Genomic DNA, 21,808 nt, shown 5'->3' with positions numbered 1-21,808 from the left:
CGCCCCCGCCGGCGTTCAGGCCGTGGCGAGCACAGGATGCCGGCGCGTGGCCCGCTCGTAGCGTTCGAGCAGCACCGCGGCGACCTCGGGGGCGGCGCCCAGCACGTCGGCGACGGCGTCGGCGCCCGCGGCCAGGGTCTCGCGGCGGATCTTGTCGGCGAAGTGGCCGGGGGCGAGCAGGTAGGGGGCGACCACGATCCGCGAGGCTCCCGAGCGTCGCAGGCGCAGCACGGCCTCCTCGGGGGTGGGGCCGGCGGCCGAGGCGTAGGCGGCGGTCACCGACCGCCAGCCGCGCGCCCTCGCCCAGTCCCCGGCGATCCCGGCGACCGTCGCGTTGGCCCGCCGGTCGCTGGAACCGGCCGAGACCAGCACCACGGCGGTGCCGGGCTCGCCCGGCTCCACGCCCGCCTCGGCCAGGCGCCGCTCCAGCGCGGTGACCAGCAGCGGGTGCGGGCCCAGCGTGGCGCCCGCGTGCACGCGCAGCAGGGGCCTGCGGGCCGTCGCCTCGGCCAGCGCGCCGGGGATGTCGACCCGGCTGTGGTAGGCCTCTGTGAGCAGCAGCGGCAGCACCGCAGCCTCGGCCAGCCCCGACAGCGCCATGGGAAGCGTCGGGGAGGCGTGGTCGAGGTAGGCGGTGCGTACGAGAAGCTCGGGCCGCGCACCCCGTACCAGGTCGAGCAGGTCCTCCACCGTCGCCGCGGCGCGCGGGTCACGGGACCCGTGCGCCACCGCGACCAGCGGTGTCCCGACAGCGGCGCCGGGGGCACGCCACGTCATACGTGCAGCCCGCACTCGGTCTTGCCCATGCCCGCCCAGCGACCGCTGCGCGGGTCCTCTCCCGGGGCGACCTGGCGGGTGCAGGGGGCGCAGCCGATCGAGGGGTAGTTGTCGTAGTGCAGCGGGTTGATCAGCACCCCGTTGTCGGCCATGTAGTTGTCGACGTCCTCCTGCGTCCACCGGGCGATCGGGTTGATCTTGACCATCTGGCGCTTGGCGTCCCACTCGACGACCTTGACGCCGGCGCGGGTGACGGCCTCATCGCGGCGGATGCCGGAGACCCAGGCGAGGTACGGTTCGAGGGCGCGGTTGAGCGGCTCGACCTTGCGCAGGTAGCAGCACAGGTCGGGGTTGCGCCCGAACAGGCGCGGACCCAGGTCGCGCTCCTGCTCGGCCACCGTGCGGGACGGCTTCACGTCGATCACGTTCACGTCGTAGACCTGCTGGACGGCGTCACGGGTGCCGATCGTCTCGGCGAAGTGGTAACCGGTGTCGATGAACAGCACGTCCACGCCCGGCTTGACCCGGCTGACCAGGTCGATCAGCAGGGCGTCGCTCATCGAGGCGGTCAGGCAGAGCCGGTCGCCGAAGGTCGCCGCCGCCCAGCGGATGATCTCGAGGGCCGAGGCGTCCTCGAGGAACCGCGCCGCGGACTCGACGATCTCCTGCAGATCGAGCGTCCCCCGCTGCTGACGTAATCCGACTTCGATGTCCACCAGTGTCATCGCTCGCTCACCCAATCCTCGTTCGCCGCGCGGGCAGATCGTGCCGCGCGGACCACTGCGCTCGTCGTCGTGCCGGGATCCGGCCGGGGTCCGGCCGGATCCACCGTGCGGGCCGTGCGGACCGCGGTGACCTCGCCGGCCGGAGAGGTCACCGCGGTCATCGCGTTCGCCGCGCCGGATTCGCCGCGCGTCACGAGCGCACCCCGATTCCGAGAAACTTCAATTTGAAGGCGCGCACGCACGACCGGCAGTACCAGCCGCCGTCGCCCTCGTAGGGCTCCAGGTCTTCCTCGCCGCAGTACGGGCAGTGGAAGGGAACGGCTCGCTCGCTCATCCGCTCCTCCTCGTCCCGGTGCGCGTCCGGCTCGTCTGGTTCGTCCGGCCCGTTCCCGGGAGGACGGCGTACCGGCCGTTCACTTCAGGTCCGTCTCGTCGGCGCGCTGCACCCAGTCGGAGAAGGTCTCCTCCTCGTCCTTCTGCTTCTCGAAGTTGCGGAGCACGCGCTCCACGTAGTCGGGAAGCTCCTCGGAGGTGGCCTTCAGGCCGCGGACCTTGCGGCCGAAGCCGGGGTTGACGCCCAGCGAGCCGCCCAGGTGGATCTGGAAGCCCTCGACCTGCTCGCCCTTGTCGTTGACGACGAGCTGGCCCTTGAGACCGATGTCGGCGACCTGGATGCGGGCGCAGGAGTTGGGGCAGCCGTTGACGTTGATGGTCAGCGGGCTCTTGAAGTCGGGCAGCCGCTGCTCCAGCTCGTCGATCAGGTCGGCCGCGGTGACCTTGGTCTCGACGATGGCCAGCTTGCAGAACTCGATCCCGGTGCACGCCATGGTCTGGCGGCGGAAGGTGGAGGGGTTGACCCGCAGGTCGCCCGCCTCCAGCTCGGCGACGAGGCTGTCGACCCTGTCGGGCGCCACGTCGAGGATGACCATCTTCTGCTCGACCGTGGTGTGCACCCGGTCGGAGCCGTGCCGCTCGGCGATGTCGGCGATCAGGTGCAGCTTGTCGCCGTCGAGGCGGCCGACCTTCGGGGCGAAGCCGACGTAGAAGTTGCCGTCCTTCTGCGGGAAGACGCCCACGTGGTCCCTGCGGCCGCCGCGCGGCGGCTCGGGCGCCGGGCCGTCGGGCAGGGTGTATCCCAGGTATTCCTTCTCCAGGATGTCGCGGAACTTCTCGACACCCCAGTCGTTGATCAGGAACTTGATCCTGGCCCGGTGGCGCAGCCGGCGGTAGCCGTAGTCGCGGAAGATGCCGATCACGCCGCCGTAGGCGGGGGCTACCTGCTCCGGGGTGAGGAAGACGCCGAGCCGCTTGCCCAGCATCGGGTTGGTGGACAGGCCGCCGCCCACCCACAGGTCGAAGCCGCGCTCGCCGCTCTCGTTCACGACGCCCACGAACGCCACGTCGTTGATCTCGTGCACGGTGCAGTGCGCCGGGCACCCGCTCACCGCGGACTTGAACTTGCGCGGCAGGTTGGAGAAGGCCGGGTCGCCGATGTAGGTGTCGTGGATCTCCTGGACCAGCGCGGAACCGTCGATGACCTCGTCGGTGTCGATCCCGGCCAGCGGGCAGCCCAGGATCACCCGCGGGGTGTCGCCGCAGGCCTCGGTGGTGGACAGGCCCACCGACTCCAGGCGCTCCCAGATGTCGGGGACGGCCTCGATCTCGATCCAGTGCAGCTGGATGTTCTGCCGGTCGGTGACGTCGGCGGTGCCGCGGCCGTAGAGGTTGGAGATGTCGGCGATGACGCGCAGCTGGGCCAGGTTGAGCCGGCCGCCGTCGATCCTGACGCGGAGCATGAAGTAGCGGTCGTCGAGCTCCTCCGGCTCCAGGATCGCGGTCTTGCCGCCGTCGATCCCGGGCTTGCGCTGGGTGTAGAGGCCGAACCAGCGCATCCGGCCGCGCAGGTCGGCGGGGTCGATGGAGTCGAAGCCGCGCTTGGAGTAGACGTCGATGATCCGTTGACGGACGTTGAGGCCGTCGTCGTTCTTCTTGTTCTCCTCGTTCTTGTTCAGGGGCTCGCGGTAGCCGAGAGCCCACTGACCTTCGCCGCGCGGGCGCTTGTGATGTCGATTCGCCGACCGGGCTGGGGTCGTCATGTGCGCGTCCTTATTGTGGCTCGATGGAATGATTTCCGGACGCGCACCGGCGGCACCTCCCGCCTCATCGTCGAGTGCGGGGGTTGATTACTCAGAAGAGGACGCCTGTTACGCGGCCGAGCTGGGTGAAATCAGCAGGGGGCGACGGTTAACGGACGTCACAACAGATGGCACTGTGGACACGCAGGAGGTCGACGTGGCGTCGCACGACGAGCAACGGGTCCGCTGGCATGTATACGACGATACCCCGGGCGTCGTGGATGTCCAATGTCAGTTCCACTATCTGGACGGGAACGTGGACGTCCGGTCGCGGGCGTAGGGATCCGGACCCGCGCCGGAGCACGGGGGCCGGGAGCGTCCGGAGTGCGGGGGTGCCGGCCCGCGCTGAGCGCCGGCCCGGCAGGGGAACCGGTCCGGCGCGGACGTCAGCCCGGGGAGGAGACCGGTCCAGAGGGGACACCGGTCCAGTGAGGAGACCGGTCCGGCGGGGACACCGGCCCGGCGGGGAGACCGGACGTTCCGCGGGCCGGGTCGTGGGTCATCCCTGGCGCGGCCAGTCCAGCGCCGACTCCCTGGGCTCGGGAGCGGGCTGGTGCTGGCAGTCGCACCACGAACCTCCCCGGCACTTCTCGTGCCGCCGCTCCTTGCAGTCTTCGCAGATCACGTGCAGTCCTCGCAGATCATGGGTCCATTCTGCGCTGTTCCTTCCAGAATATTACTCGGTTATCCTTGTCCGGGTCGAGACAGGGAGGCGTCATGGGGCTGATGGACGAGCTGCTGGCGGATCTGCGCGCCGAGACGGCCGAGTTCGACACCATGATCGGAGGCCTCGGCCCCGGCGAGTGGGAACTGCCCACCCCGGCCGAGGGCTGGGCGGTCCGGGACCAGGTCGGCCATCTCGCCTGGTTCGACGACGCCGCTTCCCTCTCCGCCGTCGATCCCGAGGCGTTCCGCGCCGCCCTGCCCGCGTTCCTCGCCCGCGGGGACTCCGCGGTGGACGAACTCGCCGCCGCCTCGCGCGGGCTGACCGCCGCCCGGCTCCACGAGTGGTTCCGCGAGGCGAGGGCCCGCTGCCTGGAGGCCTTCGCCCGGCTGGACGCCGGTGCCAGGCTGCCCTGGTACGGGCCGGAGATGTCGGCCGCGTCCTTCGTCACGGCGCGCCTGATGGAGACCTGGGCCCACGGGCAGGACGTGGCGGACGCGCTCGGTGTCGAGCGCGTGCCGACCGCCAGGCTCAGGCACGTGGCGACGCTCGGGGTGCGCGCGATGCCGTACGGCTTCGCGGTGCGCGGCCTGGAGCCGCCGTCGCGCCCGGTGCGGGTGGAGCTGACCATGCCCGACGGGTCGCCGTGGGAGGCCGGGCCCCCGGCCGCCGCCGACGTGGTCCGCGGGCCCATGCTCGACTTCTGCCTCCTGGTGGTCCAGCGCCGCCACCTCGCCGACACGTCCCTGCTGGTGCGCGGCGAGACCGCCCGGACGTGGACCGCGGTCGCCCAGGCCTTCGCCGGGCCGCCGGGCAAGGGGCGGGCCCCACTCGGGTGATCCGGCTCTTCCTGCCGATCATCGGCATCCCGCTGGGCCCGGCCGGCCTCAAGCCGATCCCGGTCTCCCCGCTGCCGCTGGGCGCGCGCATCGTCGACGCCGGCGACGCCGGGGCGTTCCACCACGGGTAGGTTTCGCCCCAGGCGGCGCGGGCAGGTGCGTGAGATTGGATCGTTGCCCGCCCGACTCGTGATCAAGCGCGGCTAGGAATACCGTTGTGTGGCATGACGTCCACTGATGCCCCGGCCCATCGGCCCGGGCCCGAGCGGCGCCCTCCGCGCGGGCCCGGGGTTCGCTGGCGCGCCGGGATCGCGTGGATCCGCGGTACGGACGTCTGGGCCAGGTTGCGGGCGTTGCGCGCGTGGATCCGCGGCACCGACGTGTGGACCCTGATCGTCGCCACCACGAACGCGGGCATCACCTATCGCGTCACCGGCCTGGCGGGCGAGGCGGCCTTCTTCGCGCTGCTGTCGCTGCCGCCGTTCATGCTCGGCCTGATCGGCGTGCTCGGCCAGCTGACCCGGGTGTTCGGCCCCGAGACGGTCAAGAACGTCAGCGTCTGGATCGACCAGCAGGCCCACCTGCTGTTCACCGACAGCGCCGTGGACACCGTCGTCACCCCCCTTCTCCAGGACGTGCTGAAGCCCGAGAACCAGGTCTCGCTGATCTCCCTGGGCTTCCTGCTCGCGCTCTGGTCGGGCTCGCGGGCGCTGTTCGTCTACGTCGACCTGATCTCGGTCGCCTACGGCCTCGGCGAGGAGCGCGGCATCATCCGCACCCGCCTGATGTCCTTCGGGTTCTATCTCGCGGGCCTGCTGATCGGGCTGGTGGTCATGCCCGTGCTCGTCCTCGGCCCGGCCGCGCTGCGCGGGGCCCTGCCGGCCGACTACACCGTGCTGGTCGACATCCTCTACTGGCCGGTGGTGATCATCGGTTCGGTGATCTTCCTTACCCTGCTCTACCACGTGAGCGTGCCCGTACGCACGCGCTGGTGGCGCGAGCTGCCCGGGGCGTTGCTCGCGCTCGTCATCTGGATCGTCTGCGCGGCCGTGCTACGCGCGGTCCTCGCCGCCTGGTTCTCGCCGGTCTCCATCTACGGCTCGCTCGCCGCCCCCATCGCCGTGCTGCTGTGGCTCTACATCACCGCGCTGGCCGTGCTCATCGGCGCCACGCTCAACGCCGAGGTCGACCGGCTCTGGCCTGTCGAGGGCGCAGGTCGCGCCGGGCGCGGAGCCCAGTCCGCTATCGTCTAAACCGCGACTGGCGCATAGGGTGGGAGAGACCACCGGGGAGCGAAAGGGCGAGGAGGCCGAGCGCCTGGGTCTTCGCGCGATGTCGACGATGACAGGGGAGTGAAGGCGCATGAGCGCTCTTTCCAGCGTGGATCCGCAGATCGCCGAGCTCATCAGGGCCGAGGAGCGGCGGCAGTCCGACACCGTCAAGCTGATCGCCTCGGAGAACTACGTCTCCAAGGCCGTCCTCGAGGCCACGGGCACCGTCCTGACCAACAAGTACTCCGAGGGCTACGCCGGCAAGCGTTACTACGAGGGCCAGCAGGTCATCGACCAGGTCGAGACCCTCGCCATCGACAGGGCCAAGGCCCTGTTCGGGGTGAACCACGCCAACGTGCAGCCCTACTCGGGCTCGCCCGCCAACCTCGCCATCTACCTGGCCTTCCTGAAGCCGGGCGAGACCGTGATGGGCATGGGCCTGCCGTTCGGCGGTCACCTGACCCACGGCTGGTCGGTCTCGGCCACCGGCAAGTGGTTCAACCCGGTCCGCTACGGCGTGCGGCAGGACACCGGCCGCGTGGACATGGACGAGGTACGCGAGATCGCCCTCCGCGAGCGTCCCAAGCTGATCTTCTGCGGTGGCACCGCGGTCCCGCGCACGATCGACTTCCCGGCCTTCGCCGAGATCGCCCGCGAGGTCGGGGCCGTGCTCGCCGCCGACATCGCGCACATCGCGGGCCTGGTGGCCGGCGGCGCCCACCCCTCGCCTGTCGGCCACGCGGACGTCATCTCCACCACCACCCACAAGACCCTGCGCGGTCCCCGGGGCGCCATGCTCATGGCCACCTCCGACGAGCACGCCACCGCCCTCAACAAGGCCGTCTTCCCCGGCCTGCAGGGCGGGCCGCACAACCACACCACCGCGGCCATCGCGGTGGCGCTCAAGGAGGCGTCGACCGACGACTTCAAGGACTACGCCCGCCAGGTCGTCCTGAACGCGCAGGCGCTGGCCGAGGAGCTTCTGGGCCGGGGCTTCGACCTGGTCTCCGGGGGCACCGACAACCACCTCATCCTGTTCGACCTCACCCCCAAGGGCATCGGCGGCAAGCCCGCCGCCCAGGCCCTGGACAAGGCCGGGCTGGAGACCAACTACAACAGCGTGCCCTTCGACACGCGCAAGCCGTTCGACCCCTCGGGCATCCGTATCGGCACCGCGGGCGTGACCAGCCGGGGCATGGGCGTCGCGGAGATGCGGCAGATCGGTGCCTGGATCGACCAGGTCGTCACCGCGCTGGCCAAGGACGAGGAAGAGGCCAAGCACGTGATCACCCGCGTCCACGGCGAGGTCAGGGAGCTCACCTCCCACTTCCCCGCCCCCGGTCTGTGACCGTGCCCGTGGCGTCCGGACCGCCGTTCTGATGACCTTCGCGGTTCGCGAGGTCTCCGGGGCGCCGTGACGCGCCGATCGACCACGTCGAGCGGGACGAGCAGGACGAGCGGGACGAGCGGGACGAGCAGGACGAGACGCCCGGCCGGGGACTCCCCGGCCGGGCGTTCTCGCGTCGCCGGGCGCCGTGGCGGCCGGAAGGTCCACCCCGGGGACGGAACCCGCCGCGCGGCACCGGGGCGGAGCGCGCCGGGCGCCGGCGGCGCCCGGGATTTCCGGGCCTCGGCCGTGGGAGGCGCGCCAAATGTGTTTGCGCCACAGGGGTGGCACTGCGCTAAGGTTCTCCCGAAGACGCCGTTCGAGAGACGCGCGGCCACGAGGCGACAGGAGGTGGGGACTATGCGGGTTGTTCTGGTGAGCCTGCCGTCCGTCAACCTCCGGGTGCCCGCCTAGCCGATTCGCGACAGGGCACCCGGCCTTCCACAAGGGTGCTTACGTTGTCTTCGCCAATCGTCTCTTCTTCATCCGTTCTCACCGCGCTCGGCTGGAACGACTCCTTCGCCGCCGAGCTTCCCGAGGGCCTGATCCCCGCCCGGGTGTCCCGCGTCGATCGCGGTGCCGCCGAGGTGCTGACGGCCTCCGGTCATCTCCGGGCCGACTACGGCGCCAGGGTGCGGCGCGACGCCGCCGCCGATCCCGTGGCCCTGCCCTGCGTCGGCGACTGGGCCGGGCTCCGCCGCCTGGCCGAGGGCCGCTTCGAGCTGGAGGCGCTGCTGCCCCGGCGCACCGCGTTCGTGCGCGGCGGCGTCGCCAGGGTCTCCAGGGGCGGGCTCTCCGGGGACTCCCAGGGCCAGGTGCTCGCCGCCAACGTCGACGTCGTGTTCGTCGCCGAGCCCGCCCTGCACGCCACCGACACCGCCGACCTGGGCAGGATCGAGCGGCTGCTCGCGCTCGCCTGGGAGAGCGGTGGCCGTCCCGTGGTGCTCGTCACCAAGTCCGACCTGATCGGCGAGGGCCTCGACTTCCTGATGGACGAGGTCGCCTCGGCGGCGCCGGGTGTGGACGTGCACCCGATCTGCTCCGTCACGGGCGAGGGCGTCGACATCGTCCGCGGATACCTGGGGGGCACGCGCACCGCGGTGGTGCTCGGCGCCTCGGGGGCGGGCAAGTCGACGCTCGTCAACGCCCTGGCGGGGGAGGGGGTCATGGAGACCCAGCAGGTCAGGGCCGGTGACGGCCGGGGCCGTCACACCACCGTGCACCGCGAGCTCATCCCGCTCGCGGGGGGCGGGCTCATCATCGACACCCCGGGCATCCGCCGCGTCGGCCTGTACGACATGGGCGAGGGCGTGGACATGGTCTTCTCGGACCTGGAGGAGCTCGCCGAGCGGTGCCGGTTCGGCGACTGCCGCCACGACAGCGAGCCGGGCTGCGCCGTGATCGCCGCGATCGAGGACGGCACGCTTCCCGAGCGGCGGCTGGAAAGCTGGAACAAGCTCCAGAGGGAGGCCGCGTGGATGGCGTCCAGGAGTGACGCGCGGCTCCGCAAGGAGCTGCAGAACAAGTGGAAGGTCATCCACAAGGAGATGCGGAAGACGGGCCGTAACCGGCCCTGAGCCGAGGGGAAAACCCGCCGTGCGGTCACCCGTCCTAGGGGCCGCACGAGCGGGGCCCGACACGACAACGTGTGATCTCGCAGGGGGTGCGCGAGATCACACGTGCGGGGGAAGCCGGGTGGAGGTACTGCTCAGGCGACGGCACTGATGCCGGCGCTGGCGGCGCGGCGCATACGACGGCGACGCTCGGAGGCGCGCTCGTCCTCGTTCAGACCGCCCCAGGTGCCGTACTTCTCCGGACGGGAAAGCGCGTAGTCCAGGCACTCTGCGCGAACGGGGCACTGGGCGCAGATCGCCTTGGCCTTACGCTCACGGATGTCACGCTCGGGCTGGCGCTCGCCGTCGGGGCCGAAGAAGAGCACGAGGTCCTCGCCCCGGCACGCGGCGTCATCCTGCCAGCCCCAGCTGGGCCGAGGCCGGGCGGTCTGCCGACGTACCTGAGACATGAGAAAACCACCTTATAGTGAGAGGTATTTCTGGTTAATGCCGCATTGGACGCTTGTGACGTCCCTGGGTCCAACGCCTGGATTGGCCGTGATGTTCCCTCAGGTCAGGTCAGAGCGGACGTGGCGTACCGCACAGGGGTGAGCCTGTCCAGCGTGACCAGCCGGTAGGTAGTGATCGTATCGGCGCAAGCCGTACCGCATGGCGTTGTCAGCGTCATGGGCTCAACCACTACCCGAAAACGAGCGCCACTACCGCGCACAAATGCCTCGGTGACGGCGCCGTCCAACCTGGAGGATTCCACGGCCACTCCGCCAACCGAGAGATCACCCGTATGAATGCGGATGAAATGCTCAGCGGCCTGCAGTGGCTCAGGGATGCCTGCGCGTCCCCGGAAACGGTCGAGGATGACCTCGCCGGACCGGTACGCGTCGGCTGCCGCGATCGCAGCAGCCTGAGACATGCTGCCGTAGTAAAGCCCGTGTGGCAAGCACACGAGGTTGGCGGCGTATCGATCGCCGCCAACATGTGATGTTTCCCATACTGTGTCCGGCAACGTTTTTGCCAAGGACCGAGCTAGGGGTAGTCCAATGCGGGCGCAGCACGCGTTGCGCTTGGCATGCGTGCAGACCAGAAAAACCGGCTCACTCACAAGTATGCAGGACTCCGGGACCACTCCGGCCACCACGCTGTCAAGGTTAAGATCGTCCGGATCTGCGATGACGCCTTCGGCGATCCATGGCTCGGCGGACCCGGAGTCGGCGACCATGACGTGGATGCCGGTTTCCTCGAGGTTCCTGCGTCCGGGACGACGGATCAGCTGGGGCCGGATGCCGAGCCGCGTGGCGCGTTTGATAAGGATGTGGACATCCTCGGGGAGGCTGCAGTCCTCCAGGTGGGAGGCCCAGGGGCCGGAGTGCTCGATGAGCAGCCAGAAACGGGCTCCGACGGTCGCGCTGGCGTGGACCGGCAGCTCGCCGGTGTGACAGCCCGGTGGGTGCGCGCACCCCTTGACCGTCGTATCCGCCCTGCTCACGACACTCCCCGCGCTCACGCTCTCTCCTCGCTCTGACTTAGGTAAGACTAACCTAACAGCCTGATCGACGTGGCGAAGAGTAAAACGATCACAGGGATGTAAAGGCGATGCGCCCGCCGCGGGGAGTACGCAGAAGGCAGCCGGCGTCCGCGGGAGGCGGCCGTGTGCCTGCGGGAGGCGGGTGTTCGCGGGAGAGCGCGGAGGAAGCCCGCGGGGAGGGATCCCCGTGGGCTCGGCGGCCTCCCGGGCGCCGGTGGACGGGCGCGGGCGTCAGTAGGCCAGCGCGGCGCGTGCCAGGGGAAGGGCCGCGGCGCGGTCCTGCGGGACGAGGCCGATCCTGGTCCGCCGGTCGAGGAGATCGTCCACGTCCAGGGCGCCCTCGTGCCTGACCGCCCAGACGAGCTCGGCCCCGGTGACCCCCGTCGGCCCGGACTCGGCCAGCCAGGGCTCCTGCGCCATCAGGGCCCGTACGGCGCCCGCCTCGCTCCCGTACCGCTCCAGCAGCCGATCCGGCTCCCGGACCTTCTCGCCGTCCGCGCCCTTCCCGCTCTTCGTTCCGCCCGCGCCGTTCGTGCCGCCCGCGCCCTCGGGGCCGTCCGCCGGGACGGCCCCGACCAGGGGCAGTTCCGCCGTGCGGCTGCGTCCCGCGTCGAGCCGGCCCAGCGACACGGCCCGGTCGACCGCGTCCTCGGCCATCCGCCGGTACGTGGTCAGCTTGCCGCCCACGATCGTCACCATCCCGTCCGGCGTGGTCAGCAGCGCGTGCCTCCTGGACAGGTCGGCGGTGCGGCCGTCGGCGGCGAGCAGGGGCCGCAGCCCCGCGTAGGTCCCGGCGACGTCCTCGCGCCGGACCGGCTCCTCCAGTACGGAGTTCAGGACGGCCAGCAGGAAGGTCACGTCCTCCTCCGGCACCGGGGGGACGTCCGGGACGGGGCCGTCCACCGGCTCGTCGGTGAGGCCGACGTGGACCCGTCCGTCGGGCTGGGGGAGAACCAGGGCGAAGCGATTGCTCTCCCCGGGAATCGGCACGTGCAGTCCCGCGGCCAGGCCCGGCAGCGTCTCGGGCCGCAGCACCAGGTGGGTGCCGCGCGAGGGGCGCAGCCGGATGCCCGGGTGCAGCCCGGCGGCCCAGACGCCGGTGGCGTTGACCACCGTCCTGGCCCGGATCGTGAAGGTGTCCCCGCCGAGCTCGTCGCGGACCAGCGCGCCGTCGCCGGACAGCTCCAGCGCCCGGCAGCGCGTCAGTATCCTCGCCCCCTGGGCGGCGGCCGTCCTGGCCACGGTGACCACCAGGCGGGCGTCGTCGGCCAGCCGCCCGTCCCACGACAGCAGGGCGCCGCGCAGTCCTCGCGAGGTCAGCGGCGAGGCGAGGGCGAGGGCCTGCGCGGCGGAGATCCGCGAGGGGCCGGGCAGGAGGTGACGCGGCGTGCGCGCGGCGATGCGCAACCCCTCGCCGGCGCGGTACCCGGTCATCACCAGTGCCGCGTGACGGCGGGAGACCTCAGGGACCAGCGGCAGCAGGTAGGGGTGGGCCCTGACCAGGTGCGGCGCGGTGCGCCCGAGCAGGTGGCCGCGCTCCACCGCGCTCTCGTACGCCACCCCGACCTGCCCTTTGGCCAGGTAGCGGAGCCCGCCGTGGATCATCTTGGAACTCCACCGGGAGGTCCCGAAGGCCATGTCGTGGGCGTCGATCGCGGCCACGGAAAGGCCCCGGGAGGCCGCGTCGAGCGCGACCCCGGCGCCGGTGGCGCCCAGACCCACCACCAGCACGTCCACCACGAGGTCGCGCACCTCGGCCAGCTCGCGTTCGCGGCGGGCGGCGTTGAGGGAGGAGTTCACGGTCGCAGATACCTTTCCAGGAGCGTGGTGAGCTCGGCGTCCAGGTCGTCCAGGTCGTCCAGGCCGACCGGGCCGAGCATGGTCGGGCCCGAGATCAGGAACGACTGGGCGGTCAGCAGCACGGCCCTGGACAGTCTCGCCGGGTCACCGGGGCGCACGGCGCCCTCCCGCTGGCCCCGGACGATCGCGGCCTCGACGAGCGTGAGCATGGCCTCGTGGCTGGCGCCCCTGCGGTCGAGCAGGTAGGGCAGGAGCAGCTCCGGGTCGACCTCGACGATCTTCCGCCAGAGCGGGTGGCCGCGCAGCGCCCGCACCACCGCCACCGACGAGGCGACCGGGTCCTCGGTCGCGAACCGGTCCGCGACGCGCACCCACTCGCGGGTCATCAGGTCGGCGACGAGGGTGCGCACGTCGGGCCAGCGGCGGTAGATCGTCATGCGGGAGAGCCCGGCCCTGCGCGCCACGTCGGTGAGCGTGGTGCGCCGCACCCCCACCGCGAGGACCGTCTCCCGGGCGGCGTCCAGAACCCGGTCGGTGCGCTCTGCGTCTGCATTGTGACGAATAGACGTCATATGTCACAGTGTAAGGGTGGAAAATCCGACGAGTGCTGCAGATCCCATGCTCTGGTCCGGCTGGGGTGACCCCGGCAAGGCCGCCGACCTGCCGGAACCGGTCAGAAAACTGCTCCAGGACGTGCTGGGCGTGCGCCCGCGGCAGGACCGGGCCGCCGAGCTCGGCGAGGTGCGGCTGCCCGCCGTGACCCTCTCCCCGCCCGTCCTGGCGGAGCTGCGCGGCGTCGTCGGCGCCGGCCACGTGCGCTCCGACGACGAGGCCCGCGTCCGGCACACCCGGGGCAAGTCCACCCCCGACTTGATGCGCATGCGCGCCGGAGACGGCTCCGACGCGCCCGACGCCGTGGTGCTGCCCGGTTCCCACCGGGAGGTGCTGGAGGTGCTGGCGGCCTGCGCCGCGCACCGGGTCGCGGTGGTCCCGTTCGGTGGCGGGACCTCCGTGGTCGGCGGCCTGGTCGCGGACCGGCGGGGCTTCGCCGGTGTCGTCGCGCTGGACCTGGCCAGGCTGGACCGGCTGGTCGCCGTCGACGCGGAGTCGATGGTCGCCGAGATGGAGCCGGGACTGCGGGCCCCGGAGGCCGAGCGGCTTCTGGCCGGGCACGGATTCACCCTAGGTCACTTCCCGCAGTCGTTCGAATACGCCACACTGGGGGGCTTCGCCGCGGCCCGCTCCAGCGGCCAGGCCTCGGCCGGGTACGGGCGCTTCGACGACATGGTGGTCGGCATGACCGTGGCCACTCCGCGCGGCACCCTGGAACTCGGCCGGGCGCCCAAGTCGGCGGCCGGGCCCGACCTGCGCCAGGTGATCCTCGGCTCCGAGGGCGCCTTCGGCGTGATCACCTCCCTGCGGCTCCGCGTCCGGCGCGCGCCCGCCGAGCGGGTCTACGAGGGGTGGCGGTTCGCGTCGTTCGCGGAGGGAACGGCCGCGCTGCGACACCTCGTCCAGGAGGGTGTCGTGCCCACCGTGCTGCGCCTGTCCGACGAGACCGAGACCATGGTCGGCCTGGCCCGCCCCGGCGAGATCGGCGCCTCGCCGACCGGCGCGGGCTGCCTGGCGATCGCCGGGTACGAGGGCTTCTCCGAGGTGCGCGCGCTGCGGGAGCGGGTCGCCGCCGTGCTGTCGGGCCTCGGCGGCGTCCACCTCGGCACGGAGCCGGGGGAGTCGTGGGCCCGCGGGCGCTACTCCGCGCCCTACCTGCGCGACTCGCTGCTCGCCGCCGGGGCGACCGTCGAGACGCTGGAGACGGCCGGGTTCTGGTCCAACCTGCCCCGCCTCTACGACGCCGTACGGCTCTCGCTGCACGCCTCGCTCGGCTCGCCGCTGGTGATGTGCCACATCTCCCACGTGTACGGCACCGGCGCCTCCCTGTACTTCACGGTCGTCACGGCGCAGGGCGACGACCCCGTCGGGCAGTGGGAGGCGGCCAAGCGGTCGGTCAACGAGGCGATCGTCGCCGCCGGGGGCACCGTCTCGCACCACCACGGCGTCGGCCGCGACCACCGGGAGGCCTACGCGACCGAGATCGGCGACCTGGGCGTGGAGATCCTGCGCGGGATCAAGGACCGGCTCGACCCCGAGGGCGTCCTCAACCCCGGCGTTCTCGTCCCTCCGGGGAGGTGACGGGTACGGGTTCGACCGGGGAGGGGCGATCGGGAGGGTCCGGCCGACGAGCTCGTCCCGGAAGGTCAACCGGCGACCACGAGCTTCTCCATGGCCTCGCGGAGCGGCCCGGGGATCCCGGCCGGCCGGCGTGTCTCCCGGTCGACGAACACGTGGACGAAGTGGCCCTCCGCCACGACCGTCTCGCCGTCCTCGCGGAACAGCCCCAGCTCGTACCGGACGCTGGAGCGGCCCAGGCGGCCGACCCGCAGCCCGACCCTGACGGCCTCGGGGAAGGACACCGAGGCCCGGTAGACGCAGTGCGACTCGACGCACAGGCCGATGGCGTCGCCGCCGTGGATGTCCAGGCCTGCGGTCCTGATCAGCCAGGTGTTGATCACCGTGTCCATCATCGAGTAGTGGACGGCGTTGTTGACGTGGCCGTAGACGTCGTTGTCCTTCCACCTGGTCGGAACCGTCTCCCAGTAGGCGTACACAGTAGAACCATATTCCAGAGGGGGTCGCTCCGGGTCCGCCTGACGATTTCCGAACAAGCCTGCCTTGATAGTGAAATTTCACTTCATTGAGTGATCCATCAAATCTAGGATCACCAGCGTGACGGCATACGGACTCCCTCCCGTTCTCGGCCTCGACCGCGGGGATCCGACCGAGCTCGGCCCCTACCGCATCGCCGGCCGCCTGGGCAGGGGCGGGATGGGCACGGTCTACCTCGCCGAGGGGCCGTCGGGGCCGGTGGCCGTCAAGGTGATCAACGCGCACCTGGCCGCGGACCGGGAGTTCGTGGCCAGGTTCAGGAACGAGGTGGCCGCGGCGCGCAAGGTCAGCCGGTTCTGCACCGCGCCGGTCCTGGACGCCAGGCTGGAGGGCGAGCCGCTCTGGGTGGTGACGGAGTACGTCGCCGGCCCCGACCTGGCCCGCGTGCTGCGTGACCACGGGCCGCTGAGCGGATCCAACCTGGAGGCGCTGGCCGTCGGGGTGGCGACCGCGCTCACCGCGATCCACGGCGCGGGGATCGTCCACCGCGACCTCAAGCCCGCCAACGTGCTGCTCTCCCCGCTGGGGCCGCGGGTGATCGACTTCGGCATCGCGCGGGCCCTGGCCGCGGAGGACGGGCAGACCGCGACGGGCCACATCCTCGGCACCCCCGAGTACATGGCCCCCGAGCTGGTCTCGGGGGAGCGGGCGGGCCCGCCCGCCGACGTCTTCGCCTGGGGATGCGTGGTGGCCGCCGCCGCGACGGGCAGGTCGCCCTTCTCCTCCAGGACCGTCCCCGAGGCGCTCTACCGCGTCGTGCACGACGTTCCCCGGCTGGACGACGTCGACCCCGCGCTGCGCGGCGTGGTCGAGGCCGCGCTCGCCAAGGACCCCGCGGCCCGGCCGACCGTCAGGGAACTGCTGGCCGGGCTGGTCGGGCGGAGCGACGCGGAGGACACCGCCAAGGTGGCGGGCACGCTGCGGCTGAACCTCTCCGGCCTCGTCCCGCAGGCCGCGCGGACCGTCGTGGACCCGGCGGACGGGCCGGGCGGCGCGGGCCCGGCGGTGTGGCGGTGGCGCCCGGTGGTCATCGGGGCCGCGGCGGCCGGAGTCCTGCTGCTGGCGGCGGTCGCCGTGGTCGGGAGCCGCCTGGTCTCCGGCGGACCGCCCGAGATCACCGACGTGCTGTACCGGGAGGGCTTCTCCGCCGACACCTCGGGCTGGTCCAGCGGCCTCACCGGCCTCAACACCTCGTACGGCTACACGGGGGACGGCCGCTACACGATGCTCACCGACGGCTCCAGCGTCGACCGGTGGGCCGGCGCGGTCGTCAACGCCGAGATCCCGGACCGGGTGCTGATCGGCGTCAAGACCGAGATCGTCCAGGGGGGGAGGAACGGCGCGTGGGCGGGGATCTACTGCGAGTACTCCAAGGACAGGAATCCCGAGAACTCCTTCTACTACTCGCTGGAGTTCGGCCCGGACGGCAGGGCCAGGATCGGCAAGGCGGTGGCGGGAAGGACCTGGGACCTCACGGCCGACCTGCCGATCCCGGGATTCGGCAAGGGCCCCGTCACGCTGCGGGCACGGTGCGAGCGCGGCGACGGTGAGGTGCGGGTGGGACTGTGGGCCGGTGACCACCTCGTGGCGGAGGTGGTGGACACCGAGGTCAAGGAGGCCACCGGCCGGCCCGGCTTCGGCCTGCACGTCCAGCAGCGTTCCGACGCGGAGGCCGCGACCCGGGCGTACTTCGACGACTTCGAGATCGGCCGCCTCCCCTGAGCCGTCGCGGGCCTTCTCGCGTTTCCCCGTGCTTCCCCGTGCTTTCCGAAGAGGACGTGCGGCCCTTTAAGATCATTGCCAAGATATGGGACATGGTTGACATAGGACAGGCGGCGGAGCGCGGGCGTGAGGCCTCCTCCCGGGTGTCGAAGGAGGGCGCGGGCTGGTCCTGCGCCCAGACGGGTACCTTCACGGACCTGCTGCCCAGCAAGGAGACCTTCTCCTGGCTGAACCCGCGCACCATCTGGCGGTCGCGGAACGAGGTCCTCGCGATCCTGTTCGGAGACCCCTCGGGGCAGGTGCGGGCGCGCTGGGTGGGCTCCCAGCGGGACCGGGGCGTCGACCCCTCCTTCCGCATCCCGATGGACGTCGGCCCCGAGTTCTCCTTCCTGGTCCTCGGCGACACGGGGGAGGGCGACGCCTCGCAGTACGCCGTGGTGCCGGGCATGCTCAAGATCGGCGAGGACACCGCCTTCGCGGTCGTCGCCAGTGACGTGATCTACCCCACCGGCTCGGGCAACGAGTACGAGGACAAGTTCTTCCGCCCGTACCAGGGCTACCGGGCGCCGATCTACGCGATCCCCGGCAACCACGACTGGTACGACGGGCTCGGCGGCTTCATGCGCGTCTTCTGCGACGCCCCGGCGCTGGCGGCCGAGAACGAGGGGTTCAAGCTGTCGCCCTCGGGGCTGCGCGGCCTGCTCTGGCGCAAGCCCGAGAAGATCGACGAGGCCCGGCTGGCCAGGGCGCGCGAGTGGCGGGCGCGGCCCGAGCAGCGGGTCGTGCAGCCCGCCCCCTACTGGGCGATGGAGACTCCGGGGCTGCTCATCGTCGGCGTGGACACCGGGATCCGCGGTGACATCGACAGGGAGCAGGCCGAATGGCTGCGCACGGTCTCCCGCGACCCCCGGCCCAAGGTGCTGATCACCGGGAAGCCCATCTACACCCGTAACGACCACAAGCCGTCGAAGCTGGCCGGCGGCGGCACCATCGACGACATCGTCACCGATCCCGCGCACAACTACGTCGCGGCGATAGGCGGCGACGTGCACAACTACCAGCGCTTCCCGATCAAGGTCGGGGAGCGGACCATCCAGTATCTCGTGGCGGGCGGCTCCGGGGCCTTCATGCACGCCACCCACACCATCCCGAGGGTCACCGTCGGCGGCCTGGACGAGGACGACTACCGCTGTTACCCGCTGCGCGGCGACTCGCTGTCGTTCTACAGCAGGCTCTACAGCGACCGGCTGCGCATGCGCTGGCTCTACCTCACGCCCGACGAGAGCGCGGCGCTGATGTCCCGCCGGATCGGCAACACCCCGGTGCGGGACACCCCGGCCGTGCCGATCACCCGGCGGATGAGGTGGGCGGCCCGGATCCTCGGTGGCTGGCCGATGCCGCTGCGGCTGCCCGTGGGCAGGACCTTCCACCGCTACCTGTCGGAGCTGTCCGACTGGGACACCCCGCCGTTCTTCAAGAGCTTCCTGCACATCTCGGTGACCCCGGAGGTCCTGACGATCCGCTGCTTCGCCGCCACCGGCTGCCTGCAGCAGGAGATCGAACCCCCGATCGAGGACGAGATCGCCATACCGCTCGTCTGATCGAGAATGTCGTGGCGGCGTGGCAGTGTTGGGGTATGCACGTGTCGGTCGCGGCGGCTCCCGGGGGCGGGGGCGTGCTGCGTGTGGACGGCGAGCCCGCCGGGGCCGTCGCCGATCTGGCCTCGGCCGCCCGCGAGCTGGAGGCCCGGAGCCCGCGCTGGGTCTGGGCCGACACGCGGGAGGTCTACCCCGCGCTGCTCGCCGCCGGGGTGCGGCTGGCGCGCTGCCACGACCTGGTGCTGACCGAGGGCCTGCTCCTGGCCCACGAGGGGCGGTTCGGCGAGCCGAGGTCCGTCCCCGCGGCCCACGCCCGGCTGCACGGCCTCCCCGTGCCCGACGACCACCACGGGCCCGCCGGGGGGCAGGCGCGGCAGGCCACCCTCTTCGAGGAGGAGGCGCCCCCGCCGGACGCGAACCTGATCGCCGAGGTGTACGCCGACCAGCTGCGCCGCATCGAGGCCACCGCCGACCCGCGGCGGTTCCGGCTGCTGGTCGCCGCCGAGTCGGCCGGGGCGCTGATCGCCGCGGAGATGGCCCAGGAGGGCATGCCCTGGCGGGAGGACGTGCACGACGAGCTGCTGACCGGCCTGCTCGGCCCGCGCCCGGTGCACGGCATGCGGCCCGTCAAGCTCCAGGCCCTGGCCGACCAGGTGGCGGCGGCCTTCGGCACGTCGTTCAACCCCGACTCCCCGCAGCAGATCGTCAGGGCGTTCAAGGCGGCGGGCGTGCCGGTCGCCTCCACCCGGGCCCACGACATCAAGCAGGTCGAGCACCCGGGCGTCGCGCCCCTGCTCGCCTACAAGGAGATGGCCAGGTTCTACAGCTTCCACGGCTGGGCCTGGGCCGACCAGTGGGTGCGCGACCACCGCTTCCGCCCCGAATACGTGGTGGGCGGCGTGGTGACGGGCCGCTGGGCCACCAACGGCGGCGGGGCCCTGCAGATCCACAAGCTGATGCGCAAGGTCATCGTGGCCGACGAGGGCTGGACACTCGTCGTCGCCGACGCGGCCCAGCTGGAGCCGCGGGTGCTGGCCGCCATGGCGGGAGACGGCGGCCTGGCCAGGGCCGCCGGGCAGGCCGACCTCTACCAGGCGCTGGCGAAGGCGTTCGGCGGCGAGCGCGACAACGCCAAGCTCGCCATGCTGTCGGCGATGTACGGGGGCACCAGCGGTGACGCGTCCAAGCTGCTGGCCGTGATGCGCCGGCGCTTCCCCCTCGCCCACCGGTTCGTGGAGGACGCCGCCCGGGCGGGGGAGGAGGGCAAGGTGGTCCGCTCCTGGCTGGGCCGCACCTCGCCCCCGCCCTCCGCGGGCTGGCGGGAGCTGGTCTCCGGTCCCGAGGGGGGCCGCGCGGCCCGCGACCGCGGCCGGTTCACCCGCAACTTCGTCGTCCAGGCGACCGCGGCCGAGTGGGCGCTCGCGCTGATGGCCGTGCTGCGCGGCCTGCTGCCCGACCCGGCCAGGCTGGTGTTCTTCCAGCACGACGAGGTGATGGTGCACTGCCCGGCCGACCAGGCCGGCGAGGTCGTCGCGGCGGTCGGCAAGGCCGCGGAGGAGGCGACCCGGCTGCTGTTCGGATCGACCCCGGTGCGCTTCCCCATGCAGGCCGTCGCGGTCAGGTGCTACGCCGACGCCAAATGACGCCCGGCGCCCCGCGCACTCCGGCCCTGACCGCGCTCAGGCGCGGGCCAGGGCCAGCCAGGCACCGGTGACCGTCACCATGACCGCGACGGCCGCGCCGAGCACGCCGTACGACAGGCTGCCGACGATCACTCCGGCGATCACGGTGCCGGTCGCGCCGCAGACGTTCATCAGCAGGTCCGAGAGGCCCTGCACGGGGGTGCGGTGTTCCAGCGGCACGGCCTCGCTGAGCATCGCCGAGCCGGAGATCAGCCCGCACGACCAGCCGAGGCCGAGCAGGACCAGGCCGGCGGTCACCTGCGGGACGTCGTGCGCCCCGGCCCCGCCCGCGAGGACGGCGGCGGCCAGCAGCAGGCCCATCCCCAGTACCAGCACCGGGGTCCTGCCGGCCCGGTCGGCCAGCCAGCCGACCACGGGTGACAGGACGTACATCCCCGCGATGTGCAGGCTGATCACGATGCCGATGACCGTGTACGTCGAGCCGCCGTGGTCGAGGTGGACCGGCGTCATGGACATGACCGAGACCATCGCGGTGTGGCTGACCGCGATCGCGACCAGGGCGCGGCCCGCCACGGGCGTCTCGCGCAGCACCCGCCAGGCGGTACGGAACGTTCTCCCGCCCTTCTCCGGAGAGCCGGCCTGGCCGGACGCGGGGGTGCCGGGAGCCGGAGACGCGTCCGGGGCACGGAGGGCGGCGTGGGCCAGGAGCAGCGGATCGGGGCGCAGGGCGATCACGATGATGCCGAGGGCGACGGCGAAGCCCAGCAGGGCGAGGGCGAACGGGCCGCTGCCCGTCGGCAGCCCGAGTCCGGCGCTGAACCGCTCCGCCGGTCCCGCGAGGTTCGGCCCGGTGACCGATCCGACGGTGGTGGCCCACACCACCAGCGACAGGTGCCGGGCCGAGTGCCCCGGCGGGGACAGGTCGGTCGCGGCGTAGCGCGAGGCCAGGCCTCCCGCGCTGGCCGCGCCGAACAGCACCAGCCCGGCCAGCAGCAGCGGCCACGATCCCAGGCCGACGGCGAGCAGCGAGACCAGGCAGCCGAGCAGGGCGCACCCGTAGGCCAGGGCGAGCCCGGCCCGCCGCCCGCCCCTGCCGGACGATCTCGCGGTGGGCAGTGCCAGCAGCGCGGCGCCCAGCACGGTCGCGGTCCCGGCCAGCCCGCTGAGCGCGGTGGAGCCGGAGAGCTCCTCCACGGTCACCGAGCTGAAGGTGAGCCCCACGGCGACACCGATCCCGCCGCTGATCTGGGCGGCGGACAGGACGGTGAGCGTCCGCCGCTGCACGGCGGCGATCCGTTCCGCATTGGGGGAGCCGCCGGGGTTCGCGGTGTTCGTGGGGTTCGCGGTCACGAGCGAAGTCTGCCATCACTCATGACCGGACCACGAGGCCATTTCGCCGACGGGGCGAGGAGACGGCCGGCGGA

At 72.1% G+C, this 21,808-nt stretch carries 21 protein-coding genes and 1 riboswitch; of the genes, 9 read left to right on the top strand and 12 right to left on the bottom strand.

What is annotated here, in order from left to right; all coding sequences use genetic code 11:
- Positions 1–15 precede the first annotated feature (15 nt).
- The 6 genes from ACTOQ3_RS19345 to ACTOQ3_RS19320 form a co-directional block, all read right to left on the bottom strand.
- Positions 16–777, bottom strand: coding sequence for a sirohydrochlorin chelatase (locus ACTOQ3_RS19345; protein WP_440084764.1), 762 nt, complete (start codon positions 775–777; stop codon positions 16–18).
- Positions 774–1,502: a phosphoadenylyl-sulfate reductase gene (locus ACTOQ3_RS19340; protein ID WP_344746662.1), complete on the bottom strand. Its 729-nt coding sequence runs from the start codon at positions 1,500–1,502 to the stop codon at positions 774–776. Before ACTOQ3_RS19340 ends, ACTOQ3_RS19345 begins: the two co-directional genes overlap by 4 nt.
- Positions 1,499–1,696 carry a hypothetical protein gene (locus ACTOQ3_RS19335; RefSeq protein WP_440084763.1) on the bottom strand — a complete coding sequence of 66 codons (198 nt, stop codon included), beginning with the start codon at positions 1,694–1,696 and terminating at the stop codon, positions 1,499–1,501. Before ACTOQ3_RS19335 ends, ACTOQ3_RS19340 begins: the two co-directional genes overlap by 4 nt.
- The gene (locus tag ACTOQ3_RS19330; RefSeq protein WP_012893136.1) at positions 1,693–1,836 is read right to left on the bottom strand and encodes a hypothetical protein; all 144 of its coding nucleotides are present in this window, start codon (positions 1,834–1,836) and stop codon (positions 1,693–1,695) included. The genes ACTOQ3_RS19335 and ACTOQ3_RS19330 overlap by 4 nt, the downstream gene beginning before the upstream one ends.
- 79 nt (positions 1,837–1,915) lie before the next feature.
- Complete coding sequence (locus tag ACTOQ3_RS19325; protein ID WP_440084762.1) at positions 1,916–3,598, bottom strand: nitrite/sulfite reductase; 1,683 nt, start codon at positions 3,596–3,598, stop codon at positions 1,916–1,918.
- Between the two features lie 538 nt (positions 3,599–4,136).
- On the bottom strand, positions 4,137–4,262 hold the full coding sequence (locus tag ACTOQ3_RS19320; protein ID WP_440064229.1) for a hypothetical protein: 126 nt from the start codon (positions 4,260–4,262) through the stop codon (positions 4,137–4,139).
- A gap of 92 nt (positions 4,263–4,354) precedes the next feature.
- On the opposite strand from ACTOQ3_RS19320, the gene ACTOQ3_RS19315 reads away from it, so the two are divergent.
- The 5 genes from ACTOQ3_RS19315 (at position 4,355) to rsgA (ending at position 9,375) form a co-directional block, all read left to right on the top strand.
- A complete protein-coding gene (locus ACTOQ3_RS19315; RefSeq protein ID WP_440084761.1) occupies positions 4,355–5,140 on the top strand; it encodes a TIGR03084 family metal-binding protein in 786 nt (261 codons plus the stop codon).
- Positions 5,137–5,271 (top strand): hypothetical protein, encoded by a 135-nt coding sequence (locus tag ACTOQ3_RS19310; RefSeq protein WP_440084760.1) that lies wholly within the window; start codon positions 5,137–5,139, stop codon positions 5,269–5,271. The genes ACTOQ3_RS19315 and ACTOQ3_RS19310 overlap by 4 nt, the downstream gene beginning before the upstream one ends.
- Before the next feature lie 93 nt (positions 5,272–5,364).
- Entirely contained in the window at positions 5,365–6,393 is a 1,029-nt protein-coding gene (locus tag ACTOQ3_RS19305; protein WP_362681055.1) for a YihY/virulence factor BrkB family protein, read from the top strand.
- A riboswitch (ZMP/ZTP riboswitch) is annotated at positions 6,387–6,470 on the top strand. Its footprint overlaps the gene before it by 7 nt.
- A 32-nt stretch (positions 6,471–6,502) precedes the next feature.
- The gene (glyA, locus tag ACTOQ3_RS19300) at positions 6,503–7,759 is read left to right on the top strand and encodes a serine hydroxymethyltransferase (RefSeq protein ID WP_362681052.1); all 1,257 of its coding nucleotides are present in this window, start codon (positions 6,503–6,505) and stop codon (positions 7,757–7,759) included.
- A 497-nt stretch (positions 7,760–8,256) separates the two neighbouring features.
- Complete coding sequence (gene rsgA, locus ACTOQ3_RS19295; RefSeq protein WP_440084759.1) at positions 8,257–9,375, top strand: ribosome small subunit-dependent GTPase A; 1,119 nt, start codon at positions 8,257–8,259, stop codon at positions 9,373–9,375.
- 131 nt (positions 9,376–9,506) lie between these two features.
- Here rsgA and ACTOQ3_RS19290 read toward each other — a convergent pair whose 3' ends face one another.
- The 4 genes from ACTOQ3_RS19290 to ACTOQ3_RS19275 form a co-directional block, all read right to left on the bottom strand.
- Complete coding sequence (locus tag ACTOQ3_RS19290; protein ID WP_012893126.1) at positions 9,507–9,821, bottom strand: WhiB family transcriptional regulator; 315 nt, start codon at positions 9,819–9,821, stop codon at positions 9,507–9,509.
- Between the two features lie 104 nt (positions 9,822–9,925).
- Positions 9,926–10,873 carry a sucrase ferredoxin gene (locus ACTOQ3_RS19285; RefSeq protein ID WP_440084758.1) on the bottom strand — a complete coding sequence of 316 codons (948 nt, stop codon included), beginning with the start codon at positions 10,871–10,873 and terminating at the stop codon, positions 9,926–9,928.
- A gap of 252 nt (positions 10,874–11,125) precedes the next feature.
- Complete coding sequence (locus ACTOQ3_RS19280) at positions 11,126–12,694, bottom strand: glycerol-3-phosphate dehydrogenase/oxidase (protein WP_440084757.1); 1,569 nt, start codon at positions 12,692–12,694, stop codon at positions 11,126–11,128.
- A complete protein-coding gene (locus tag ACTOQ3_RS19275; protein ID WP_440084756.1) occupies positions 12,691–13,266 on the bottom strand; it encodes a TetR/AcrR family transcriptional regulator in 576 nt (191 codons plus the stop codon). Before ACTOQ3_RS19275 ends, ACTOQ3_RS19280 begins: the two co-directional genes overlap by 4 nt.
- A 46-nt stretch (positions 13,267–13,312) precedes the next feature.
- On the opposite strand from ACTOQ3_RS19275, the gene ACTOQ3_RS19270 reads away from it, so the two are divergent.
- The gene (locus ACTOQ3_RS19270; RefSeq protein WP_440084755.1) at positions 13,313–14,887 is read left to right on the top strand and encodes an FAD-binding oxidoreductase; all 1,575 of its coding nucleotides are present in this window, start codon (positions 13,313–13,315) and stop codon (positions 14,885–14,887) included.
- Positions 14,888–14,952: 65 nt separating this feature from the next.
- Here ACTOQ3_RS19270 and ACTOQ3_RS19265 read toward each other — a convergent pair whose 3' ends face one another.
- Entirely contained in the window at positions 14,953–15,363 is a 411-nt protein-coding gene (locus ACTOQ3_RS19265; protein ID WP_362681037.1) for an acyl-CoA thioesterase, read from the bottom strand.
- 118 nt (positions 15,364–15,481) lie between these two features.
- Between ACTOQ3_RS19265 and ACTOQ3_RS19260 the strand changes: the two genes are divergently transcribed.
- From ACTOQ3_RS19260 to ACTOQ3_RS19250, 3 genes are all read left to right on the top strand, one after another.
- Positions 15,482–17,143, top strand: coding sequence for a serine/threonine-protein kinase (locus ACTOQ3_RS19260; protein ID WP_440084754.1), 1,662 nt, complete (start codon positions 15,482–15,484; stop codon positions 17,141–17,143).
- A 92-nt stretch (positions 17,144–17,235) separates the two neighbouring features.
- A complete protein-coding gene (locus tag ACTOQ3_RS19255) occupies positions 17,236–18,744 on the top strand; it encodes a metallophosphoesterase family protein (protein WP_440084753.1) in 1,509 nt (502 codons plus the stop codon).
- A 35-nt stretch (positions 18,745–18,779) separates the two neighbouring features.
- Positions 18,780–20,384 carry a bifunctional 3'-5' exonuclease/DNA polymerase gene (locus ACTOQ3_RS19250; RefSeq protein ID WP_440084752.1) on the top strand — a complete coding sequence of 535 codons (1,605 nt, stop codon included), beginning with the start codon at positions 18,780–18,782 and terminating at the stop codon, positions 20,382–20,384.
- 36 nt (positions 20,385–20,420) lie between these two features.
- Here ACTOQ3_RS19250 and ACTOQ3_RS19245 read toward each other — a convergent pair whose 3' ends face one another.
- On the bottom strand, positions 20,421–21,734 hold the full coding sequence (locus ACTOQ3_RS19245) for an MFS transporter (protein WP_440084751.1): 1,314 nt from the start codon (positions 21,732–21,734) through the stop codon (positions 20,421–20,423).
- Positions 21,735–21,808: the final 74 nt, after the last annotated feature.

Source organism: Streptosporangium sp. LJ11 (assembly GCF_051918945.1).
Classification (GTDB): Bacteria; Actinomycetota; Actinomycetes; order Streptosporangiales; family Streptosporangiaceae; genus Streptosporangium.
This window is presented reverse-complemented; position numbering and strand designations above follow the sequence as displayed.

Coding starts and splice junctions, on each gene's coding strand:
- glyA (WP_362681052.1), top strand. CDS start 6,503: ATGAGCGCTCTTTCCAGCGTGGATCCGCAGATCGCCGAGCTCATCAGG.
- ACTOQ3_RS19325 (WP_440084762.1), bottom strand. CDS start 3,598: ATGACGACCCCAGCCCGGTCGGCGAATCGACATCACAAGCGCCCGCGC.
- ACTOQ3_RS19250 (WP_440084752.1), top strand. CDS start 18,780: ATGCACGTGTCGGTCGCGGCGGCTCCCGGGGGCGGGGGCGTGCTGCGT.
- ACTOQ3_RS19270 (WP_440084755.1), top strand. CDS start 13,313: ATGCTCTGGTCCGGCTGGGGTGACCCCGGCAAGGCCGCCGACCTGCCG.
- ACTOQ3_RS19290 (WP_012893126.1), bottom strand. CDS start 9,821: ATGTCTCAGGTACGTCGGCAGACCGCCCGGCCTCGGCCCAGCTGGGGC.
- ACTOQ3_RS19275 (WP_440084756.1), bottom strand. CDS start 13,266: ATGACGTCTATTCGTCACAATGCAGACGCAGAGCGCACCGACCGGGTT.
- ACTOQ3_RS19330 (WP_012893136.1), bottom strand. CDS start 1,836: ATGAGCGAGCGAGCCGTTCCCTTCCACTGCCCGTACTGCGGCGAGGAA.
- ACTOQ3_RS19255 (WP_440084753.1), top strand. CDS start 17,236: ATGGTTGACATAGGACAGGCGGCGGAGCGCGGGCGTGAGGCCTCCTCC.
- ACTOQ3_RS19305 (WP_362681055.1), top strand. CDS start 5,365: ATGACGTCCACTGATGCCCCGGCCCATCGGCCCGGGCCCGAGCGGCGC.
- ACTOQ3_RS19315 (WP_440084761.1), top strand. CDS start 4,355: ATGGGGCTGATGGACGAGCTGCTGGCGGATCTGCGCGCCGAGACGGCC.
- ACTOQ3_RS19340 (WP_344746662.1), bottom strand. CDS start 1,502: ATGACACTGGTGGACATCGAAGTCGGATTACGTCAGCAGCGGGGGACG.
- ACTOQ3_RS19345 (WP_440084764.1), bottom strand. CDS start 777: ATGACGTGGCGTGCCCCCGGCGCCGCTGTCGGGACACCGCTGGTCGCG.